We start from the raw sequence: 21,625 nt of genomic DNA on the forward strand, positions 1-21,625 counted from the left end.
CACTAGTCGCATCCGATGTCAGGCATGGGCGGCAATTCGTTCTTCGGCCGGTACCTTGCGGGGAGGAGATGCGGCGCGCGGGACGGCAGTCGCGGCAAGGTCGATCAGGCAGTCCGCTGCGCCTAGTCGCGCGATGCGCTCCGCTTTCTCCAGGTCATCGATCTCCGAGAAAAGCGCCACGTGCTGGAGCAACGTATGATGCCGAAACCACGCCAGCAACTCGTCATGCAGCTTTCTTGCATACGCCAATGCCGAGGTTCGAGGCGAGCGCGAACGCTTCCTCGACAGGAGTGCGAGCAGGCCCCGATGTTCGGCGCGATGGGCCTCGAGACCGCAGTAGTCGAACGCCACCATGACCCGCTCCTCGCGCTCGAACTGGAAGCGCGCGTAGCGGGACAGGGTCGTCAGCGTCGCCGGGATCAAGGCCGCGGCCTCCTTCTCCTCAGTGAGGCCGTCGAGGAGCGAAATCACCCGCAATAGACATCGCGCGTCGGACGCGAACGCAGGGATTTCGCAGCAATATGCGTGCGTTAGAAGACAGGTCACAGGCAACCGTTGCATCTGAGTGTTTTGTTGTACCCCGTTTGGGGTATGTGTTGAGGGCAATGTACAACAGGCACTGCGTGCGCTGCCAGAGAAAAGATCCACTCATGGAGGAGTAGGTGAGAGAGGCTCGCGAACCTGGTTGCAGAACCATCTCAACCACCACGCCATGCAACGTGGTGCCTGACTTCACTGAGAAGTTTGGCGGGCCGCGGTACGCGCCAAGCGGTCGGCGCGCTCGTTCTCGGGGTGACCCGCATGGCCGCGGATCCAGAACCAGTCTACCGTGTGGTCGCCCAGTTGCGCGTCGAGCGCCTGCCACAGGTCGGCGTTGCGCACCGGCTTGCGGGCCGCCGTCTTCCACCCGTTTCGCTTCCACTGCTGAATCCAGCCGGTGATGCCGTCGTGGACATACCTGCTGTCGGTGTAGACGTGGACTTTGGATCGACGCTTCAACGCCCGAAGCCCCTCGATGGCTGCCTGCAGTTCCATACGGTTGTTGGTGGTGTCGGCCGCTCCGCCGCTGAGCTCGCGCTCCACCCCGCGCCAGCGTAACACCGCGCCCCACCCCCCGGGTCCGGGGTTGCCGAGGCAGGCACCGTCGGTGAACAGTTGGACCACGTCGACGTCGTCCGCATGGGCCCTGGTGTCGGTCATGATCAGTCCAGTCCGTACCCGTCGGGCCCGCGCACGCGGCGATGAAAGCGCAGCTTGTTGAGGTATTCGCTCGGGTTCTTGGGTGTCACCAAGGCATCCTTGGGGGTCTGCAGCCAGTCGTGGAGGCGTGTCAGCAGGAAGCGCAGCGCCGCCCCCCTTGCGAGGATCGGCAACGCTGTCAGCTCGCCGGCGGACAGCGTGCGGCAGGACTGGTAGCCCCAGAGCAGGCGCCTCGCCTTGGTGACGTTGAAGCTCAAGTCCGGCTCGAAGCACCAGGCGTTGAGGCAGATGGCCAAGTCGTAGGCGAGGAGGTCGGAGCACGCGAAATAGAAATCGATCAGCCCGCTCAGCCGCTCGCCTTCGAAGAACACGTTGTCGGGGAACAGATCCGCATGGATGATCCCGGCCGGCAGCCCGTCCGGCCAGCGCCGCTCCAGGACATCGAGCTCATCCGCCAACTCTCGCGCCAACTCGGTCGCGACCGCGTCGCCGGCCGCAAGGCAGGTCTCGAGCAACGGACGCCATCCCGCGACCGACAAGTCGTTCGACCGGCGCATCGGAAAATCGACTGCAGCCAGATGTAGTCTCGCGAGGGCCTCGCCGACGGCGCCGCAATGGGCCGCGGTCGGGCGGCGCGGCCACAAGCCCTTGAGGAACGTCACGAGGACCGCGGGGCGGCCGGCAAGGGTGCGCAGCACCTGCCCGTCACGCCCGGCGACCGGCAGCGGTGTCGGCACGCCCCGCGCCGCCAAGTGCTCCATCAGCGCTACGAAGAACGGCAGATCCGCCGCACGGACGCGCTTCTCGTACAGCGTCAGGATGAACGGACCGCGTTCGGCGAGGAGCAGGTAGTTGGTGTTCTCGACACCTTCGGCAATACCCTTGCTGGCGAGAACCTGGCCGAGATCGTAATTCGCGGCGAACGCGGCGATCTCTTCGTCGGTGACGTCGGTGTAAACGGCCATGCGCCATGATGGCACACCACCCGCCGCCGTCGAAAGCGCCTCCGGACGCTGTATGAACAAGCGTCCGGTTCTTGTTTCCGCCAATCGGGTCCCGTAGAGTGCCGGGCCTCGGAACGGTCGAGGCGGCAGCGAGCAGGAGGACGACCATGACCCGACGGTTCGTTGTGTTGCCGCTGCTGGCGGTTCTTGCCGGGTGCGCCGGATCGGACGACGAGGTCGCGAGGCCGTGCCCGGACATCACCGTGCTCGCCGATGCCGCGGCGATGACGCGGTTCGCGCCGGGCGCCGGTCAGGACCTTACCGACGTGGAGTTCGAAGCGCAGATCACCGACGTGCTGTCGCGCTGCGACTATAGCGGCGACCCCGAGGATCACGACCTGGCAGTGCTGGTGGCACTCACTCCGGTCATCACCGCGAGCCGCGGCCCTGCCAACACCGGCCAAGTCGCCACCCTTGACTACTTCGTCAGCGTCGTCGACCAGAGCAAGACGGTGCTCAACAAGCAACAGTTCTCCATGGACATCGTCTTCCCCGAAAACCGCAGCCGGGTCGTGGTCCGCGACGAAGATCCGCTGGTCACCGTCCAGATCCCGCTGCAGACAGTGGGCAGCGCCGGCGCCTATCGCCTGTACGTGGGCCTGCAGTTGTCGGAAGCCGAATTGGATTACAGTCGCCGCCGCTCCGGATCGGTGAAGTGAGCGCCCACCGCGGCGACAGGGGGAGTATCGCCTCCGAGAATTGACGCCGGGTTGGCAACCGGTAAACTGCGGTTCCGGCCCCGCCGCCCGACCATGACCGATCGACCCAGCAACAGGTGGACGTTTTGGCACAGCCTTCCGGCGCTCCCCTCAAGCACACGCCCCTGACTGCTCTTCACAAGAAGCTGGGCGCGAAAATGATGCCGTTCGCCGGATACGAACTGCCGCTGCAGTACAGCGGCATCATTGCCGAGCACCTCCACGCCCGCGAGAAGGCGGTGCTGTTCGACGTGTCGCACATGGGTCAGGCGATCTTGCGGGGCTCCGAGGCGGCTGCCGCGCTGCACGACCTCGTCGTTGGCGACATCGCCGCCCTGCCCGCCGGCAAGCTCCGCTACACTTTGCTGACCAACGACCGCGGCGGCATCATCGACGATCTCATCGTCATCAACGGCGGCTCCTATCTGGTGATCGTTGTCAACGCGGCGCGCAAGGATGAGGATTTCGCGTACATCCGCGACCGCGCGGGTGAACGGGTCGAACTCGAGGTGCGCGAGGATCGCGCCCTGCTCGCGCTGCAGGGACCGGCGGCCGGCAAGGTTTTGGCGCGCTTCGCGCCGGCGAGCCGGCACATGATGTTCATGACCATGGAGAACCTGACCATAGGCGACTTCAAGTGCGGGGTAACGCGATCCGGCTACACCGGCGAAGACGGCTTCGAAATCACGGTCGCCGCCGAAGAGACAGAAAGCCTGGCTCGGCTGTTGCTGGACGAAGACGAGGTGATCCCGGCCGGCCTCGGCGCCCGCGACACGTTGCGGCTGGAGGCCGGCCTCTGCCTTTATGGGCAGGACATCGACAGCGAGACGACGCCGGTGGAAGCCGGCTTGACCTGGACCATCAGCGCGCGGCGGCGCGAAGAAGGCGGGTTCCCCGGGGACGAAGTCATTCTGCGGCAGAAGGCGGAAGGCCCCGAACGAAAACGCGTGGGGGTCCGTTTCGAGGGACACGGCGTTCCGCGCGCCGGCGCCGAATTGCAGGCGGAAAACGGAGAATCCGTCGGCCGCGTCACCAGCGGCGGATACGGGCCGTCCGTCGGCTGTCCCATCGCCATGGGCTACGTCGCCTCGGAGCACGCCGAAGTGGGAACGTCGGTGCGCGCTGTCGTCCGCGGCAAGGCGTTGCCGGGAGAGATTGTGAAGCTGCCCTTCGTTCCCCATCGATACGCACCCTGAGTTTCATCGACAGGAGACATCCGGCATGGCGACGACGTGGTTCACGCGTGAGCACGAATGGATCAAGGTCGACGGCGGCGAGGCCGTGGTCGGCATCACCAACTACGCGCAGGACCAACTCGGCGACATCGTCTTCGTCGAGCTTCCCGAAGTCGGGCGGCAACTCAAGCAGGGCGACGAGGCGGCGGTCATCGAGTCGGTCAAGGCGGCGAGCGAGGTGTACGCGCCCGTCGGCGGCGAGGTCATCGCGGTCAACGAGGCGCTCTCCGAAGATCCCGGGCGCGTTAACGCCGACGCCCAGAAAGACGGCTGGTTCTTCAAAATCGCGCTGTCCGATCCGGGCGAACTCGACGCATTGATGGACGAAGCCGCGTACAAAGCCCATGTTGCGGAGCTTGGATGAGCCGCTATCTGCCGCTCACCGACGAAGACCGGCAGGCGATGCTGGCGGTCATCGGCGTCGAGTCCGTCGATGCGCTGTTCCGCGACGTTCCTGATCATACGCTCCTCAAGCAACCCCTGGACTTGCCGCGCAGCCAAGGCGAAATGCAGGTGGAGGCGGCGTTCATCGCATTTGCGTTGCGGAGCCTGAGCCCCGGCTGCGCCGCCACGTTCCTCGGCGCCGGCAGCTACCGGCACCACATTCCGGCGGCGGTCGACCACCTCATCCAGCGCGGCGAGTTTCTGACCTCCTACACGCCTTATCAGCCGGAAGTGTCCCAAGGCACGCTGCAGGTTCTGTTCGAGTTTCAGACCCAGGTGGCGATGATCACCGGCATGGACGTTGCCAACGCCTCCATGTACGACGGCGCCACCGCGACCGCCGAAGCGGCGCAGATGGCCGCCCGCCTTACCCGACGCCGGCGCATCGTTCTGTCCGGCGCTCTCCATCCGCACTACAGGGCGGTGACCGAGACCAACTGCCGCTTTCTCGGCCTCGATCTGGAGATCCGGGAGCCGGATCCTTGCGGCGAGGAAGACCTTGCCGCGTTGGTCGATCGTCATACGGCTTGCGTGGTTGCGCAGAACCCAGACGTGTTCGGCCGCGTCCGCGACCTCACCCCGCTTGCCGCCGCCTGCCATGATGCCGGCGCGCTGCTGGTGGTCGCCGTCACCGAGCCGGTGTCGCTCGGCCTCGTTACTCCGCCCGGCGCGATGGACGCCGACATTGTCGCCGGCGAGGGCCAGTCCTTCGGCAATGCGCCTGGCTTCGGCGGACCTACCCTCGGCCTGTTCGCGACGCGGGAACGCTTCGTGCGGCAGATGCCGGGGCGTCTGGCGGGCGAGACTGTCGATGCCGATGGGCGGCGCGGCTACGTCCTGACGCTCTCGACGCGCGAGCAGCACATCCGCCGCGAGAAAGCCACCAGCAACATCTGCACCAACAGCGGTCTGTGCGCGCTGGCCTTCAGCATCCATCTGGCGTTGCTCGGCGAACAAGGGTTGGAGCGGCTGGCGGCGCTCAACCATGCCGCGGCGGTGCGCCTCGCCGACGACCTTGCGGCGATCCCCGGCGTGGAGGTGCTGAACGAGACATTCTTCAACGAGTTCACGTTGCGCCTGAGCCGGCCGGCCGCGGACGTGGTGCGGGAACTGGCTGGGCGCGGCGTCCTCGCGGGCGTTCCCATGTCGCGGTTCTACCCGGACGACCCGGCAATGGCTCCGCTGCTGCTGGTCGCTGCGACGGAGATGAACACGCCCAAGGACATGGAACGACTGGCGGCGGGCCTTGGGGAGGCGCTGGCATGAGCTACGGCGCTCGACCGACTGCCACCACCAGCGGCCACCGCGGCCTCGACTGGGAAGAACCGCTGCTGTTCGACCAGGGCGCGCCGCAGAAGTGCGGCGTCGACCTGCCGGAGGTGGACCCCATGTGCGCCGATCGGCTGGGCGGTCTGCGGCGCCGGCGGCCGGTCGGCCTCCCCGGCCTTTCGGAGCCGGAGGTGGTGCGCCACTATCTCCGCCTCAGCCGCAAGAACTACGCCATCGACGCGAACATGTACCCGCTCGGGTCGTGCACCATGAAGCACAACCCGCGCATCAACGAAAAGGTCGCCCGGCTGCCGGGCATCGGCGATCTCCACCCGCTGCAGCCGGTGGAAACAGTACAGGGCGCACTGGCGATCATCGACGCTTGCGCCGGTTGGTTGAAGGCGCTGACCGGGCTGCCGGCGGTGGCGATGTCGCCGGCTGCCGGCGCCCATGGCGAACTGACCGGTCTGATGTGCATCCGCGCCGCCCTTGAAGATCGCGGCGACGCGCGCAAGCGGGTGCTGGTGCCCGAATCGGCGCACGGCACCAACCCGGCGAGCGCCCGCGCCTGCGGCTATGCGGTGGAATCGATCCCGGCCGACGCTGACGGACGGGTCAATCTCGACGTGCTGCGCCAGAAGCTGGATACCGACGTTGCGGCGATCATGCTCACCATCCCCAACACCTGCGGCGTGTTCGAAAGCGCGGCGCCGGCGATCGCCGAGGCGGTGCGCGGGGCGGGCGCGTTCTTCTACTGCGACGGCGCCAACTTCAACGCCTATGTCGGACGGGTGCGGCCGGGCGATCTCGGCGTCGATTGCATGCACATCAATCTGCACAAGACGTTCTCGACCCCCCACGGCGGCGGCGGTCCCGGCAGCGGCCCGGTGGTGCTGTCGGAGACGCTGGCGCCGTACGCGCCGCTGCCGTATGTGGTGAACGCCGGCGACGGCCTGCGCCTCGTCGAGCACGCGTCGGATGGGGGGGGCAAGCCGTTCGGGCGGGTTAAGGCCTTCCACGGCCAGATGGGCATGTTCGTCCGCGCCCTCGCCTACATGATGAGCATGGGAGCGGACGGGCTCCGCCAGGTCTCCGGCGACGCCGTCCTCAATGCCAACTACCTGTTGGCGCGCCTCAAGGGGACGCTGACGCCGGCCTTCGAAGGCCTGTGCATGCACGAGGTGCTGTTCGACGAGCGCGCGCTCAAGGGCACCGGCGTCACCACTCTCGACCTCGCCAAGGCGCTGATCGACGAGGGCTTCCATCCCATGACCATCTACTTCCCGCTGGTCGTCAACGGCGCGATGCTGGTCGAGCCGACCGAGACGGAGAGCAAGGAGACCCTGGATACCTTCGTCGCCAGCCTCGAGGCGCTGGTCGGCCGCGCCCGCTCCGGCGACGCGAAGTTCTTCGAGGAGAGCCCGACGCTGGCGCCGCGTCGCCGTCTGGACGAAACCCGCGCCGCCCGCACCCCGGTGTTGCGCTGGACTCCACCCGCCGCGGCGTCCAACCATGCGGCAGAGTGATATTCAGCAGAAAGCAAAGAACCGCTGGTTTACTTGAGCCTCTCGATCTCGACGTTGACGAACGGCAGCGTCTCCTGCTTGGCGCTGCACATGGCGCGCCGGTCGGCTCCGGCGGAGCATGAGAAGCGCGTTAGCTCGTACTGGGAGCCGTTTTCACAGCGCATGCGCCGCGTGTCCTCGATGATCAGACGGCACTGGTCCATGCGGACGCGAATCGGCGCTACGCATCGTACTTCGCCGCTCCGGTTGTACTCGAACAACGTTCTCTGCCCCGTCGCATTGCGAACGTCCATGATGAATACGACCGGCGCCCCCGTCGACATGTTAGCAAGATCCCGCGCCGTGGTCTTCCATCTGCCATTGAAGAACTCGGTCGATCCCGTCCGGCACGCCGATTCGGGGATCTTGAGGTCTTCGCCCGGCGACGTGACCTCCTGTTTACGACGCTCTTCCTCGGCATTGCGCCGCGCCTCCTCCTCCGCCTGACGGCGAGCTTCCTCTGCGTCCGCCTGACGGCGGCACGCGTCCAAGGCCTGAGCCAGACGCGCTTCGGCGGCGCCGGCCCGCGCCTGCAGCGCCAAGCCGTCGGCCGCCGCGGCTTGCACCTGTGCCTTGAGCGGGCAGAGCTGCATGGACGTTGCGAGGTTCGCGTGGAGGCTTATGGACCTCTGCAGCAGATCCCGTTCATCCCGGCGTGCGGCAGCCAGGTTGTCCCGCAACCGGCACAGATCGAGCCGCCGCCGCAACTCGGCTTCGAGAGCGTTGGCACGCTGCCGGAGCGCGGCCTCCTCGTCCGCGAAGTCTTGGGACAGCGCTTCATAGTCCACCCAAGGCGGCCAGCGCAGGTCCCGGTAATACCACCAGGCGCCGATGGCCAGCGCCGCCGCCAGCAGCGCCGCAATCAGCAGCCACAGCCACCACGGCAGGCCGCTCCGCACCTGCGTCGCCGTCTCCGTCGGCGGAACGGGCGGCGGCACAGGGGGAGCCGGCGGCGCGGCGGAGGCATAGCCCCAGAAGGTCAGCACCGGCTGACCGCCGACCACGTAGACCGTGTCGTCGCCGGGGTAGGAGAGGGCCTGACGCAGCGGTTCCGCCACGCCGGCGGAGTCGGGATCGATGGCCGGCAGGCGGTCGGCCAAGTCGCGGACCGACGTCAGCCGCTCGTGCAGCACGGCGCGGGCCGCCGCCTGCTCCGCCTCCGGCAGGGCCGGCAGCGGCACCGGCTGGCCGGCCAGATCGGAATACCACTCGATGAGGCGCCCGTCTGCGGTCGGCGCCGGCAGCGTCAGCAGCGAGGCGGTGACCGGCGGCAGGTGGCGGCGGATGACGGCGGTAAGGCGCCGGTGCAGCTCCGGCGTTGCTGCGGCCTCCGGCGCCAGCGGCACATGGCCGGAAGGGTTCAGACGTGCGACTCTCAGACGGCCGGCCATGGCCCCTGTTCACTCAAGCGGCGCACCGGTGCCGCGCATCGGCGCGTTACACGGACTGCAGGGTCGGCGCGCGAACCAGTTCCTCGGCGATCTGCACGGCGTTGAGCGCAGCGCCCTTGCGGAGGTTGTCGGCCACAACCCAGAGATTGAGCCCGTGCCGGACCGTAGGGTCCCTCCGGATGCGGCTGACGTAGACCTGGTCCTCGCCCGCCGCCTCGACCGGGGTCACATAGCCCTCGTCGGCGCGATGATCGACGACGCTGACGCCGGGCGCCTGCCTGAGCGCGTCCCGCGCCTCGTCCTCGTCGACCGCCGCGTCGAACTCCACGTTCACCGCCTCGGCGTGGCCGATGAAGACCGGCACCCGCACGCAGGTCGCGGTCAAGCGGATGTCGCCGCCCATGATCTTGCGGGTCTCGGCGGCCATCTTCCATTCTTCCTTGGTGTCGCCGCCGTCCATGAACATGTCGATGTGCGGGATCACGTTGAAGGCGATCTGCTTGGTGAACACCTCGCGGCGGCCCTCCGCCGGCTCGTTGACGTAGATGCCACGGGTCTGCTCGAACAGTTCATCCATGGCCGACTTGCCGGCGCCGGACACCGACTGGTAGGTTGCGATCACCACCCGCCGGATAGGCGCCAAATCGTTGAGCGGCTTCAGCGCCACGACGAGCTGGATCGTTGAGCAGTTGGGGTTGGCGATGATGTTGCGCTTGCGGTAGCCGCCGATGGCGTGGGCGTTGACCTCCGGCACCACCAGCGGCACATCCGGGTCCATGCGGAAGTACGACGTGTTGTCGATGACCACCGCGCCGGCGGCTGCGGCCCTCGGCGAGAACACGGCCGACACCTTGGCGCCGGGTGACGACAGCACGATGTCGGTGCCGCTGAAGTCGAAGGTGGCGAGATCGCGGACCTTGAGGACGTCGTCCTCGCCGAACGACACCTCGCGCCCGATCGAGCGCTCCGACGCCAGCGCCACCACATCCCCGACCGGAAACCGCCGCTCGGCCAGCGTCTGCAGCATCTCACGCCCGACGTTGCCGGTGGCGCCGACCACCGCCACTTTGTAACTCATCGTCGATCCTCCGAACCTTTATGGAAGTTGCGCATCAACCCGTCATCTTGTTGAGCGTCGAGATCAGGGCCTCGCCCATCACCCGCGTCGACACCCGCGCCTTGCCCGCCTGCATGATGTCCGCAGTGCGCAACCCGCCGTCCAATACTTCGGTAACCGCGGCCTCGATCAGGTCTGCGTCGTCCGCCATGTCCAGGGAGTAGCGGAGGCACATGGCGAAGCTGAGGATGCACGCCAGCGGATTGGCGAGGCCCTTGCCGGCGATGTCGGGGGCGCTGCCGTGCACCGGCTCGTACAGGGCCCGCCGCCGACCGCTCGCGTCCGTCCCGCCGAGGGAAGCGGACGGCAGCATGCCGAGCGATCCGGTCAGCATCGCCGCTTCGTCAGACAGCATGTCCCCGAACAGGTTGTCGGTGACGATGACGTCGAACTGGCGGGGATTGCGAACCAGTTGCATGGCGCAGTTGTCGGCGTACATGTGGCTGAGCTCGACGTCCGGAAACGCCTCGTCGTGCAGGCGCTGCACCTCCTCCCGCCACAGCACGCCGCTTTCCATGACGTTGGCCTTATCGACCGAGCACACCCGCGCGCTGCGTTTCTGCGCCAGCTCGAAGGCGATGCGGGCGATGCGGTGGATTTCCGGCGTCGTGTAGACCTGCGTGTTGACGCCGCGGCGGGTGCCGTCGGCCAACGTCTCGATGCCGCGCGGGGCGCCAAAATAGACGCCGCCGGTCAGTTCGCGGACGATCATGATGTCGAGCCCGGCGACTACATCGGTCTTGAGGGTCGAGGCGTCGACGAGGGCGGAGAACACCACCGCCGGGCGCAGGTTCGCGAACAGCTCCATGTCCTTGCGGAGCCGCAGCAGCCCTCGCTCCGGCTTCTGTTCGAACGGCAGGTTGTCCCACTTGGGTCCGCCAACGGCGCCGAGCAGCACCGCGTCGGCGGCCAGCGCCCGTTCCATCGTCAGATCGGAAACGGGCGCACCTTCCGCGTCGATGGCCGCCCCGCCCACCGGACATTCGTGAACGTCGAAGCGGACATTGCGGCGGCGGTCGAGCCAGTCGATGAGGCGGCAGACTTCTGTCATCACCTCCGGGCCGATGCCGTCCCCAGGGAGGATCAGGAGGGATTTTTGCTGAGACATGGTGTTACAGGGTCCTGTGACGCGCCGGCGGCATCAATCAAGCCACGGCTGCTCGGATCGTCGGCGCGCTTCGAAAGCATCGATCGCCGCGCCGTTCTCCAAGGTCAGGCCGATGTCGTCGAGGCCGTTCATCAGGCAGTGCTTGCGAAACGGATCGACGCTGAAGGCGACGCTGCGGCCGTCCGGCGTGGCGATTGTCTGGCTTTCAAGATCGACGGTGAAGGTCGGGCCGCCCTCCTGCACTGCAGCCGCCATCAGCCGATCGACTTCGCGGTCGGGCAGCACGATCGGCAGAATGCCGTTCTTGAAGCAGTTGTTGTGGAAAATGTCGGCGAAGCTGGGGGCGATGATGCAGCGGATGCCAAAATCGAGCAACGCCCAGGGGGCGTGCTCGCGGGACGAGCCGCAGCCGAAGTTCTCTCCGGCCATGAGGATCACCGCGTGGTCGTAGGGCGCTTTGTTGAGGAGGAAATCCGGCCGCTCGCGACCGCCCTCATCGAACCTCAAGTCGAAGAACAGGCCTGCGCCGAGACCGGTGCGCTTGATGGTCTTCAGGAACTGCTTCGGGATGATCATGTCGGTGTCGACATTCCTCATCGCCAGCGGCGCAGCGACGCCCGAAATCTTGATGAATGGTTCCATGGTGGATCCTGCTCTCGCCTACAGCAACCGGCGGACGTCGGCGAGGCGCCCGGTCACCGCGGCGGCCGCGGCCATCGCCGGGCTCATGAGGTGGGTGCGCCCGCCGCGCCCCTGGCGGCCCTCGAAATTGCGGTTGGAGGTCGAGGCGCACCGTTCGCCCGGCTCGAGGCGGTCGGCGTTCATGGCGAGGCACATGGAGCACCCCGGCTCCCGCCATTCGAAACCGGCGTCGCGGAACACGGCGTCGAGCCCCTCCTGCTCCGCCTGCTGCTTGATCAGGCCGGAACCCGGCACCACCATCGCGCCGACACGATTGGCCACCTTGCGGCCACGAACCACGTCTGCGGCGGCGCGCAGGTCCTCGATGCGACCGTTGGTGCAGGAGCCGATGAACACGCGGTCGACGCGGATGTCCTGCATCGGGGTGCCCGGCTCGAGTCCCATGTAGCCCAGGGCCCGGCGCATGGACTGGCGCTTGTGGTCATCCGTCTCCTGGGCCGGATCCGGCACCGCGCCGGTGATCGGCACCACATCTTCCGGGCTCGTGCCCCAGGTCACCTGTGGCGCGATCGCCGTCACGTCCAGCGCTATCTCGCGATCGTAGCGGGCACCCGCATCCGACGGCAGTTGACGCCAGAGCGCGACCGCTTGTTCCCATGCTTCGCCCGTCGGCGCCAGCGGCCGGCCGGCCAGGAACGCGAACGTGGTGTCGTCGGGGGCGATCAGCCCGGCGCGGGCACCGGCCTCGATGGACATGTTGCAGACCGTCATCCGCCCTTCCATGCTCAGCGCCCGGATCGCTTCGCCGGCATACTCGATGACGTGTCCGGTGCCGCCGGCGGTGCCGATGGTGCCGATGATCGCCAGGATCAGGTCCTTGGCGGTGAGCCCGGGCGGCAGATCGCCCGAGACCGTCACCCGCATGTTCTTCGCCGGCGTCTGCATCAGGGTCTGGGTCGCGAGAACGTGCTCCACCTCCGACGTGCCGATGCCGAACGCCAGCGCCCCGAAGGCGCCGTGGGTCGAGGTGTGGGAATCGCCGCAGACGATGGTCATGCCCGGCAGCGTGAAACCCTGCTCGGGTCCGATGATGTGGACGATGCCCTGGCGCAGGTCCGACATGCCGAAGTAAGGAATGCCGAATGCCCGGCAGTTGTCGGCCAGCGTCTCGATCTGGATGCGCGACTCGTCGTCGGCGATGCCGAGAGCGCGATCGGTGGTCGGCACGTTGTGATCGGCGACCGCCAAGGTCGCGTTGGGCCGCCGTACACTTCGCCCAGCGGTGCGCAATCCTTCGAAGGCTTGCGGGCTGGTGACCTCGTGCACCAAATGGCGGTCGATGTAGAGAAGACACGTGCCATCGTCGCGAACATCGACGAGATGGCTCGCCCAGATCTTGTCGAACAACGTTTGCGGCTGCGGCATCGGCGCCTCCCGCTCAAGCTCGCTCTGAACACATCAACTGTCGGCGCCGGCCTCGGATGCCGCCTGTTTCTGGGCGGCCTTCTCCTCCTGGCGTGCGACGCTGGCTCGCTTCGTCGCCTCCTTGGCGATCACCGCTTCGCGCTTCTCTTCCGCGACCACCTTGGCCGCAAATCCGTCGGTCTTCTCGGCGATGCGCGCCCGCTTGCCGCGCAGGTCACGGAGATAATAGAGCTTGGCCCGGCGCACGTCGCCGCGGCGGACGATCTCGATCTCCGCGACGTTCGGAGAATAAAGCGGAAACACGCGCTCCACGCCTTCGCCGTAGGAGATCTTGCGGACGGTGAATGACGAGCCGAGGCCCCGGTTGCGGCGCGCGATGCAGACGCCCTCGAAGGCCTGCAGCCGCTCCCGCGTTCCTTCGACGACCTTGACCTTGACGCGCACCGTGTCGCCTGGCGCGAACCATGGAACGTCCCGCTGCCCGACCAGCCGTTCGATCTCGTCGCGCTCGTATTCCTCGATAGAGTTCATCGTATCTGTTCCTTCAACTCATGCACTTCGGTACGGGCACCTCAGTACGGGCACATCAAGGCAAGGCGGCGCCCAATGCGCAACCTCGTTCGCTCCGGCTCTCCCCGCGGTAGCGCGCCCACAGATCGGGCCGACGCTCAGCGGTGATGCGCTCCGCCTCGCCTCGCCGCCACGCGCGTATCCGTTGATGGTCGCCGGACAGCAGAGCTTCCGGCACCTCCCGGTCCTTCCATAGCCGCGGCCGCGTATAGTGCGGGTATTCCAGAAGGCCGTGTTCAAAGCTTTCGTCCTCGATGCTCCGGGGTTCGCTCATCACGCCAGTCAGCAGCCGCACGCAGGCGTCGATCAGCACTACTGCGGCCGGTTCGCCACCCGACAGAACAAAGTCGCCGAGGCTCACGTCCTCAGGCTGCCACGCCTCCAATACCCGCTCGTCAATACCCTCGTAGCGGCCGCACAACAGCACCATCCCGGGCCCATCCGCCCAGCACCGCACCCGATCCTGGCTCAGAGGCCGCCCGCGCGGCGTCAGATGAACAAGCGGCAACGGCCGCTCCACGTTCACGGCGGCGGCGATGGCGGCATCGATCACATCGGCGCGCATCACCATACCGGGCCCGCCGCCGTATGGCGCATCATCGACGGTGCGATGTTTATCGCCTGCAAACCGGCGAATGTCCACCGTTTCCAGTCCCCAGCGACCGTTCTTCAAGGCCCGTCCGGCGAGCGAAAAAGCAAGCGGCCCCGGGAACATCTCCGGAAACAGCGTCAGAACCCGCACGGTCCAAATCGGCGCATCGTTCATTCGTGCACCCCTTTGGCGTTCGCTTCTTCGTCGGTCGCTCCGGATGCCGCTGCGGAGCCGGGCGCCTCGTGGCTCGCGTCGTTGAGTAGGCCGGGAAGCGGCGCGATCTCCAGGCGGCCGTTCGGAACATCCACTACGGGAACCGCATCGTGGGTGAACGGCACCATGATCATGCCGCCGTTGTCGGCAGCGATCTCCAGCATCGGCCCGCCACCGAAATCGTGCACGGCCGAAACGCATCCGAGCGCGACGGCCTCCCGTCCGGGCTCGCCGACCAACTCCGCTCGTAAACCGACGAGGTCCGCGTGGTAGTATTCATCGGAACGCGGCTCCGGCAGCGCGCTCCGCGGAATGTAGAGCCGCCGCCCGCGGAGACGCTCCGCGGCGGTGCGATCCTGCACGCCCTCAACCCGCATCAGAAGCTGTCCCCGCACCTCGCCCGTCGCCCACAGGCGCAACGATGATGCGCCGTGCTCGTCCCAGAGCGGGCCGTACGCAGTAAGGTCCGACGCCTCTGCGGTAAAGCTCTTGACGCGGACCAGTCCGTGCACGCCGTGCGCGCCGGTGACCATGCCGACGCAGATCATCCTGCTCGTATCCATGCTTGCTTAACCCACGACTGCGTCTTGTCCCGCTCGGCTCGGGTGACAGGCCGACGAGATGCGCGGGCGAGCGCTTTATCCCTCTCCCGAGGATGCAGCCGCCTGCCCAGCCGCTTCTTGGGCGGCCTTCATCCGCTCCTGCGCCTTTTTCCTGGGCAGCGGTTTCTTGGTCTGCTCCGGGCGCGGCCGTGCTTCCATCAGCCCAGCCTCGGCGCAAAACCGCGCCACGCGATCGCTGGGTTGGGCGCCGACCCCGAGCCAGTGGCGGATCCGCTCCTCTTTGAGGAGGACCCGCTCTGGGTGGTCCTTGGCGACCATCGGGTTATAGGTGCCGACCCGCTCGACGAACCGCCCGTCTCGCGGGCTCCGTGAATCGGCGACGACGATGCGATAGTACGGGCGCTTTTTGGCGCCGCCACGCGACAGACGAATTCTGAGGCTCATGGTTCCGCTCGATCTTCCTTTACTGGGGACAAATTGATGTAGGGTGGCGCTCACGATAAGGTCACTGCAGGCGTGGTCGCAAACCGACGCCGCGGCGTAAATGCGCCGCGGCCCGGAGTTCAGCGTTGCTGCGATCCTCGCGGCACATCAGCGGCCGGATGGCATGGGGGGCATCGACGCCAACAGGTCCGGCGGCAGCCCGCCTCGCCCGAACAGGCCCTTGCGCCCCAGCTTGCCCATTTGTTTCATCATCTTGCTCATTTGCTGATGCTGCTTGAGGAGACGGTTGACGTCCGGCACGGTCGCTCCGGCGCCGGCGGCGATGCGCCGTCGCCGAGAGCCGTTGAGCAGCTTCGGGTTGCGCCGTTCCGCCGGCGTCATGGAGAGGATGATCGCCTCCTGGCGGGCGATCATCCGGTCGTCGATGTTGGCCTGGGAAAGCTGTTGCTTAATTTTGCCGATGCCGGGCAGCATTCCCAACAGGCCCTTGACGTCGCCCATCTTGCGCAGTTGCCGGAATTGACCGGCCATGTCCTCAAGGGTGAAGTCGCCCTTGACGAGCTTCTCCGCCAGCCTCTCGGCGTCCTCGCGCTCGATCACTTCCGACGCGCGCTCGACGATCCCGACCACGTCGCCCATGCCGAGAATACGCCCGGCGATGCGCGGCGCGTGGAACGCCTCGATGGCGTCGAGCTTTTCTCCGACGCCGATCAGCTTGATCGGCTGGCCGGTGACCGCCCGCATTGATAGTGCGGCGCCGCCACGCGCGTCGCCGTCCATACGGGTCAGCACGATGCCGGTGACGCCGACCTTGTCGTTGAACTCCCGCGCCAAGGTCACCGCGTCTTGGCCCGTGAGCGCGTCGGCGACCAGCAATGTCTCGACCGGCAGGGTCGCGGCCTTGACCGCCGCAGCCTCGCTCATCATCGCTTCGTCGAGATGCATCCGCCCAGCGGTGTCGAGCAGCACCACGTCGTAGCCTTCGCGCCGCGCGGTCTGCATGGCGCGGTTGGCGATGCCGACCGGCATCTCGCCCATCACCACCGGCAGGGTCTTCGTGTCGGTCTGCTCGCCGAGAACCGCCAACTGATGCTGCGCCGCCGGGCGATAGACGTCGAGCGACGCCATCAGCACCCGCTTCTTCTCGCGCTTCTTGATACGGAGGGCGATCTTGGCGCAGGTCGTGGTCTTGCCCGACCCTTGCAGGCCGACGACCAGCACGGCCACCGGCGCGCTGCCGACGAGGTTGATGCCGCTGTCTTCGACGGGCGGCTTGTCCTGATCCGCGCTGCCCCCGAGCATGTCGATCAAGGCGTCATTGACGATCTTGACCACCATCTGCCCCGGCGTGACGCTCCTCAGCACCTCCTGGCCGATGGCGCGCTTGCGGATCGTCGCGATGAATTCCTTGACCACCGGCAGCGCCACGTCGGCCTCGAGCAGCGCGATGCGCACTTCGCGCAGGCTCTCGTTGACAAGCTCTTCGCTCAACGCACCGCGCTTGCGGAGGCGGTCAAAAATAACGCCGAGCCGGTCGCTCAGTTGGTCAAACACGGTTTCAGGTCTCCTCCGGCCCCGTCACCCGATTTCGGTGAAGCGCGGTCAACACAAAAAAGCCAGTGCGCGAAACTCGCGGACTGGCTGCGCGACTGCCGTCCTTGAGAGGATGGCAGCTTCAAGCACAGGGAACGAACCTTAAATTTCCGCCCGATGCAAGTCAAGCATCCCCGAAGAGCCGGCACCCGCCACTTATCACACATACAAAGCAGGGTTGCAACCGGAAGAGCTTCCCGCTACAGTGGTGTTGAGTGCGATCAAGCCCGTCATCGGAGTGCCGTGGGAGTGTTGCGGGGGCATTGTGCGTGTGGTTAAAGGACTGACCAAGAGGGCGCGGCACGGTTGCCGCGATCTCGATGAGATCGACCTCGCCGCCGCTGCCCGGTTGCGCGCGCGCCGCGTGAAGTTGCGGCTGGACACGCGGCTTGTCGACCTGTTGATCGGCGAACTTCCGGGAACCGTGGAGAAACTCGAGGGTGGTCATCGGCGCATCGGCGCCGCCCAGCTCTACCGCCTCGCGACCGTCCTCGGCGTCGGCGTGGAGTCTTTCTTCGCCGGCTCCTCCGACACCGAAGAAATCGACGAGGCGGACATCCCCAGGGTCACCGCCCGCATGATGACGGAGGCGCGCGAATTCGCCCGCGTCTACGCTCAGTTGCCGGACGACGCAGTCCGTCGCACGGTCCGCAACATGGTCAAGACCCTCGCCGATAGCGAACAACCCAGGCTCGACCCGCTCTGACCGACGGCGCCAACGCTCGGATCGCCCTTCGCGCCTTGACTGAGGTGTCTTGAGGCCTGATCCGATCCACCAGGCTTCCTCGCGATGAGACCCGTGTCAGTTTTTCATCAGCCAGGTGTGACAATCGGCATCCGCAGACTATATTGTTATGATGTCTAGCGTTATTCCATACGTCCTCGGCTTGGCCATTCTGGCGACGGCGGGTGTCCTGTTTGCGGGAATCGTGTCGTTCGCCTTCGGCCCGCGCAGCGACCGCACCCTCGGCACCAAGCTGATGACCGCGCGCGTCGTGCTGCAGGGGGTTGCGATCGCCGTGTTCGCTGTCATGATGCTCCTGTCCTTGGCTTAGCTCGATCGGGGTCTTGTCGGGGCCCCGCCAGGGTTTCGCGGCACGGAACCGGAGCGTCTGACGATGGTGACCCTGACGAAGATCTACACCCGCGGCGGCGACCGCGGCGAGACGTCCCTCGGCGACGGCCGCAGGGTGCCGAAGTCGGAACTCCGCGTCGCCGCCTACGGCACGGTGGACGAAACCAATGCCGTCGTTGGCGTCGCGCGCCTCCACACCACCGCCGACGCCAACGTGGACGCCATGCTGGCCCGCGTCCAAAATGACCTGTTCGACCTGGGCGCCGACCTGTGCACGCCGGAAACCGGCCGCAAGGCGGAGGGAGCACTCCGCATCGTCGATGCCCAGGTGGACCGCCTCGAGCGCGAGATCGACGCCCTCAACGCCGGACTGCAGCCGCTCAACTCGTTCATCCTGCCCGGCGGTTCGCCGGCCGCGGCGTACCTGCACCTGGCCCGCACCGTGTCGCGCCGCGCAGAGCGCCTGATGTCCGAGTTGGCGGCGGCCGAGTCGGTCAACGAAGCGGCGCTTCGCTACATCAACCGCCTATCCGACCACCTGTTCGTCCTCGCCCGCCATCTCAACGCCAACGGCGCCGCCGACGTTCTCTGGGTCCCCGGCGCCAACCGCTGACCCGTAGAGTCGCGGCCAACTGGATCCTCTTGACCAAAAGTCTCAGAGGTGCGCCATGATCGACCGGATGCAAACAGGGTGAAGGACCTCGCGCCCGACATCTTCCGGCAAAGGCTCCTCATCGAGGGCTTTTTCAGCGGCGAGATGTCCCGCGATCGCCTGCGGGTTTTTCTGCTCCAGCTTGCCGCGGCGCTCGATCTCCGTGCCTACGGCGAACCGGTCATCTTTCAGCCGGCAAGCGATATGGGCAAGGAAGAGAACGCAGGCTTCGACGCCTTCGTGCCGCTGATCGACAGCGGCATTTCCGCCTACGTCTGGACCGGCCCGCGGTTTTTCTCGCTCCTGCTCTACACCTGCAAGGGGTTCGACGCGCACGCGGCCGTCGCTCATGCACGGAGCATGCTGGGCGTCGAGAGCGAAATCGCCTCCCATTCCTTCTGACGCCGGTCCCCCCACCCACTTCGGCGACGGCGACGGCGACGGCGCGGGCGCTGCCGTGTGGCGGCGATGCTGGCTCGCGGTGGCGCTGGCCGACCGACACCAGCGGCACCCATGCATTTGCCGTTGACAACAAATGCGCATTGCGGTACTCATTTACCAAATAAGCAAACGTGAGCACGGCGGGAGGACAGCGGCCGATGAACGATGTGGCGCAGCGTTGGGTGATGACGGAGCCGGGCCGGCCGATGGCGGCGTCGGAGTTCGACGCGGCGTCGCCTGGGCCGGGGGAGGTCAGTGTCGCCATCGCCGGATGCGGCGTCTGCCACACCGATCTCGGCTTTTACTACGACGGCGTGCGCACCAACCACCCGCTGCCGCTGGCGCTCGGCCACGAGATCAGCGGCCATGTGGTTGCGACAGGGCCCGGCACTGAGTCCTGGGAAGGGCGGGCGGTGATCATTCCGGCGGTCATCCCGTGCGGCCAGTGCGACGCGTGCCGGCGCGGCAAGTCGACCATCTGCCCCAACCAGAAGATGCCCGGCAACGACATTCATGGCGGCTTCGCCACCCACGTCGTGGTCCCGGCCCATGGCCTATGCCCGGTCGACGAGGACCGCCTGGCGGCGATCGGAATGGATCTGCCACAAGTTTCGGTGATCGCCGATGCGCTCACTACTCCCTACCAGGCCGTGGTCCAGGCGGGACTTGGCGAAGGCGACCTCGCCGTCGTCGTCGGCGTCGGCGGCGTCGGCGGCTACGCGGTGCAGGTGGCGAACGCCATGGGCGCCACGGTGGTCGCCGTGGATGTCAACCAGGCCAAGCTGGACGCCATTGCCGACCATGGCGCCGCCCTCGCCCTCAACGCCCGGGAGTTGGACGGCCGCGGGCTCAAGAAGGCCATCGCCGACTTCGCCAAGTCCGAGAACTTGCGCAGCCGCGAGTGGACGATCTTCGAGTGCTCCGGCACCGCCGCCGGGCAGTTGACTGCCTACAATCTGCTGAACCACGGCGCCACCCTCTGCATCGTCGGCTTCACCATGGACAGGGTGGAGGTGCGTCTCTCCAACCTGATGGCGTTCCACGCTCGGGCGCTGGGCAACTGGGGCTGCGCGCCGGAACTCTATCCCCAGGCTCTGGACCTAGTCCTCGACGGCCGCGTCAAGGTGGCGCCATTCGTCGAGACGCACCCGCTAACCGACATCAACCGCATCTTCGAGGCCGTGCACGCCGGCGAACTCACGCGCCGCGTCATCCTCGTTCCCAACGCCTAAGGGGAGACAGTTCATGAACGATCAAGCGGCGAACCGCACCGGGGAACGCCTCATCGACCACAACCTCGTCTCGGACAACATGCGTCAGCAGGTGTCGCCGGGGATCCTCTACGAGAAGAGGCCAGTGAAGGCGGAGGACGGGACGACCGTCTCCGGCCTCTATACCGCCTGGATCACCCTCGATAATCCAAAGCAGTTCAACTCCTACACCACCGACATGGTGAAGGGCGCGATCCTCGCCTTCCGCGCCGCCTCCAACGCCCGGGACGTGGTCGCCGTGGTGTTCACCGGCTCGGGAGACAAGGCGTTCTGCACCGGCGGCAACACCAAGGAGTACGCCGAGTACTACGCCGGCCGGCCGCAGGAGTACCGGCAGTACATGCGCCTCTTCAACGACATGGTCTCCGCCATCCTCGCCTGCGACAAGCCGACCATCTGCCGGGTCAACGGCATGCGCATCGGCGGCGGCCAGGAGATCGGCATGGCCTGCGACTTCTCCGTCGCGCAGGACCTGGCCCGCTTCGGCCAAGCCGGTCCCAAGCACGGCTCGGCGGCGATCGGTGGCGCGACGGACTTCCTCCCCGTCATGATCGGCTGCGAGCAGGCCATGGTCTCCGCCGTCCTGTGCGAGCCGTTCTCGGCCCACAAGGCCTATCGCCTCGGCATCGTCATGGACGTGGTGCCGGCCCTCAAGGTTGACGGCGACTACGTCCCCAACCCGCTGGTGTGGACCGACCGGATGTTCGACCGATACGGCCGCATCTGCTACGGCGAGCCTAAGGACGCAGACGCTCTTGCCGAGGGCAAGGCGCTGATGGGCAAGGGCCAAGTCGACCTCGGCATGCTCGACGCCCGCGTCGAGGAGCTGTGCACCAAGCTCCTCTACACCTTCCCGGACTGCGTCACCAAGAGCGTCGAGGAGCTGCGAAAACCGAAGCTGGAGGCGTGGAACCACAACAAGGAGGACGCCCGCGCCTGGCTCGCCCTCAACATGATGACGGAGGCCCGCTGCGGCTTCCGCGCCTTCAACGAAGGCACCAAGGAGACCGGCCGGGAGATCGATTTCGTGGCGCTCCGCCAGGCGTTGGCCCGCGGCGACGGCTGGACCGACGAACTCACCGAGAGCCTGATGCCGAAAGCAAGGGCATGACG

At 66.8% G+C, this 21,625-nt stretch carries 24 protein-coding genes; 11 read left to right on the top strand and 13 right to left on the bottom strand.

Going from position 1 to position 21,625, the window contains the following annotated elements; all coding sequences use genetic code 11:
* Nucleotides 1-18: 18 nt before the first annotated feature.
* The 3 genes from IPM60_09990 to IPM60_10000 all read right to left on the bottom strand — a co-directional run bounded on the left by IPM60_09990 (nt 19) and on the right by IPM60_10000 (nt 2,165).
* The gene (locus tag IPM60_09990; protein ID MBK8908213.1) at nt 19-471 is read right to left on the bottom strand and encodes a hemerythrin family protein; all 453 of its coding nucleotides are present in this window, start codon (nt 469-471) and stop codon (nt 19-21) included.
* Nucleotides 472-732: 261 nt separating this feature from the next.
* A complete protein-coding gene (gene rnhA / locus IPM60_09995; GenBank protein ID MBK8908214.1) occupies nt 733-1,200 on the bottom strand; it encodes a ribonuclease HI in 468 nt (155 codons plus the stop codon).
* Nucleotides 1,201-1,202: 2 nt separating this feature from the next.
* Nucleotides 1,203-2,165, bottom strand: coding sequence for a homoserine kinase (locus IPM60_10000; protein ID MBK8908215.1), 963 nt, complete (start codon nt 2,163-2,165; stop codon nt 1,203-1,205).
* 146 nt (nt 2,166-2,311) lie between these two features.
* Between IPM60_10000 and IPM60_10005 the strand changes: the two genes are divergently transcribed.
* From IPM60_10005 to gcvPB, 5 genes are all read left to right on the top strand, one after another.
* Nucleotides 2,312-2,863, top strand: a complete 552-nt coding sequence (locus IPM60_10005) for a hypothetical protein (protein ID MBK8908216.1) — start codon at nt 2,312-2,314, stop codon at nt 2,861-2,863.
* A gap of 125 nt (nt 2,864-2,988) precedes the next feature.
* A complete protein-coding gene (gene gcvT, locus IPM60_10010) occupies nt 2,989-4,098 on the top strand; it encodes a glycine cleavage system aminomethyltransferase GcvT (protein MBK8908217.1) in 1,110 nt (369 codons plus the stop codon).
* Nucleotides 4,099-4,123: 25 nt separating this feature from the next.
* Nucleotides 4,124-4,501 carry a glycine cleavage system protein GcvH gene (gene gcvH / locus IPM60_10015; GenBank protein ID MBK8908218.1) on the top strand — a complete coding sequence of 126 codons (378 nt, stop codon included), beginning with the start codon at nt 4,124-4,126 and terminating at the stop codon, nt 4,499-4,501.
* Nucleotides 4,498-5,847, top strand: coding sequence for an aminomethyl-transferring glycine dehydrogenase subunit GcvPA (gene gcvPA, locus IPM60_10020; GenBank protein ID MBK8908219.1), 1,350 nt, complete (start codon nt 4,498-4,500; stop codon nt 5,845-5,847). The genes gcvH and gcvPA overlap by 4 nt, the downstream gene beginning before the upstream one ends.
* A complete protein-coding gene (gcvPB, locus tag IPM60_10025) occupies nt 5,844-7,376 on the top strand; it encodes an aminomethyl-transferring glycine dehydrogenase subunit GcvPB (protein ID MBK8908220.1) in 1,533 nt (510 codons plus the stop codon). Before gcvPA ends, gcvPB begins: the two co-directional genes overlap by 4 nt.
* Before the next feature lie 29 nt (nt 7,377-7,405).
* Here the strand turns inward: gcvPB and IPM60_10030 are convergent, their stop codons facing one another.
* From IPM60_10030 to ffh, 10 genes are all read right to left on the bottom strand, one after another.
* A complete protein-coding gene (locus IPM60_10030) occupies nt 7,406-8,806 on the bottom strand; it encodes a hypothetical protein (GenBank protein ID MBK8908221.1) in 1,401 nt (466 codons plus the stop codon).
* Between the two features lie 46 nt (nt 8,807-8,852).
* Nucleotides 8,853-9,884 (bottom strand): aspartate-semialdehyde dehydrogenase, encoded by a 1,032-nt coding sequence (locus tag IPM60_10035; protein MBK8908222.1) that lies wholly within the window; start codon nt 9,882-9,884, stop codon nt 8,853-8,855.
* Nucleotides 9,885-9,918: 34 nt separating this feature from the next.
* Nucleotides 9,919-11,031, bottom strand: coding sequence for a 3-isopropylmalate dehydrogenase (leuB, locus tag IPM60_10040; GenBank protein MBK8908223.1), 1,113 nt, complete (start codon nt 11,029-11,031; stop codon nt 9,919-9,921).
* 33 nt (nt 11,032-11,064) lie between these two features.
* Nucleotides 11,065-11,673: a 3-isopropylmalate dehydratase small subunit gene (gene leuD, locus IPM60_10045; GenBank protein ID MBK8908224.1), complete on the bottom strand. Its 609-nt coding sequence runs from the start codon at nt 11,671-11,673 to the stop codon at nt 11,065-11,067.
* Nucleotides 11,674-11,691: 18 nt separating this feature from the next.
* Complete coding sequence (leuC, locus tag IPM60_10050; protein ID MBK8908225.1) at nt 11,692-13,098, bottom strand: 3-isopropylmalate dehydratase large subunit; 1,407 nt, start codon at nt 13,096-13,098, stop codon at nt 11,692-11,694.
* A 33-nt stretch (nt 13,099-13,131) separates the two neighbouring features.
* Nucleotides 13,132-13,629 carry a 50S ribosomal protein L19 gene (gene rplS, locus IPM60_10055; protein MBK8908226.1) on the bottom strand — a complete coding sequence of 166 codons (498 nt, stop codon included), beginning with the start codon at nt 13,627-13,629 and terminating at the stop codon, nt 13,132-13,134.
* A gap of 55 nt (nt 13,630-13,684) precedes the next feature.
* Nucleotides 13,685-14,434: a tRNA (guanosine(37)-N1)-methyltransferase TrmD gene (trmD, locus tag IPM60_10060; GenBank protein ID MBK8908227.1), complete on the bottom strand. Its 750-nt coding sequence runs from the start codon at nt 14,432-14,434 to the stop codon at nt 13,685-13,687.
* Complete coding sequence (gene rimM, locus IPM60_10065; protein ID MBK8908228.1) at nt 14,431-15,036, bottom strand: 16S rRNA processing protein RimM; 606 nt, start codon at nt 15,034-15,036, stop codon at nt 14,431-14,433. Before rimM ends, trmD begins: the two co-directional genes overlap by 4 nt.
* Before the next feature lie 75 nt (nt 15,037-15,111).
* The gene (rpsP, locus tag IPM60_10070; GenBank protein ID MBK8908229.1) at nt 15,112-15,480 is read right to left on the bottom strand and encodes a 30S ribosomal protein S16; all 369 of its coding nucleotides are present in this window, start codon (nt 15,478-15,480) and stop codon (nt 15,112-15,114) included.
* A 147-nt stretch (nt 15,481-15,627) separates the two neighbouring features.
* The gene (ffh, locus tag IPM60_10075; protein ID MBK8908230.1) at nt 15,628-17,034 is read right to left on the bottom strand and encodes a signal recognition particle protein; all 1,407 of its coding nucleotides are present in this window, start codon (nt 17,032-17,034) and stop codon (nt 15,628-15,630) included.
* A gap of 310 nt (nt 17,035-17,344) precedes the next feature.
* Here ffh and IPM60_10080 point away from each other — a divergent pair, with 310 nt between their 5' ends.
* The 6 genes from IPM60_10080 to oah all read left to right on the top strand — a co-directional run bounded on the left by IPM60_10080 (nt 17,345) and on the right by oah (nt 21,623).
* Nucleotides 17,345-17,779: a hypothetical protein gene (locus IPM60_10080; protein MBK8908231.1), complete on the top strand. Its 435-nt coding sequence runs from the start codon at nt 17,345-17,347 to the stop codon at nt 17,777-17,779.
* A gap of 148 nt (nt 17,780-17,927) precedes the next feature.
* Nucleotides 17,928-18,128, top strand: coding sequence for an HIG1 domain-containing protein (locus IPM60_10085; GenBank protein ID MBK8908232.1), 201 nt, complete (start codon nt 17,928-17,930; stop codon nt 18,126-18,128).
* A gap of 63 nt (nt 18,129-18,191) precedes the next feature.
* A complete protein-coding gene (locus tag IPM60_10090) occupies nt 18,192-18,761 on the top strand; it encodes a cob(I)yrinic acid a,c-diamide adenosyltransferase (GenBank protein ID MBK8908233.1) in 570 nt (189 codons plus the stop codon).
* 78 nt (nt 18,762-18,839) lie between these two features.
* Nucleotides 18,840-19,202 (top strand): hypothetical protein, encoded by a 363-nt coding sequence (locus IPM60_10095; GenBank protein MBK8908234.1) that lies wholly within the window; start codon nt 18,840-18,842, stop codon nt 19,200-19,202.
* Between the two features lie 197 nt (nt 19,203-19,399).
* The gene (gene had / locus IPM60_10100; protein ID MBK8908235.1) at nt 19,400-20,473 is read left to right on the top strand and encodes a 6-hydroxycyclohex-1-ene-1-carbonyl-CoA dehydrogenase; all 1,074 of its coding nucleotides are present in this window, start codon (nt 19,400-19,402) and stop codon (nt 20,471-20,473) included.
* 13 nt (nt 20,474-20,486) lie between these two features.
* Entirely contained in the window at nt 20,487-21,623 is a 1,137-nt protein-coding gene (gene oah / locus IPM60_10105; GenBank protein MBK8908236.1) for a 6-oxocyclohex-1-ene-1-carbonyl-CoA hydratase, read from the top strand.
* Nucleotides 21,624-21,625: the final 2 nt, after the last annotated feature.

This window comes from Rhodospirillales bacterium, from assembly GCA_016710335.1.
Taxonomy (GTDB): Bacteria; Pseudomonadota; Alphaproteobacteria; order Rhodospirillales; family Defluviicoccaceae; genus JADJXQ01.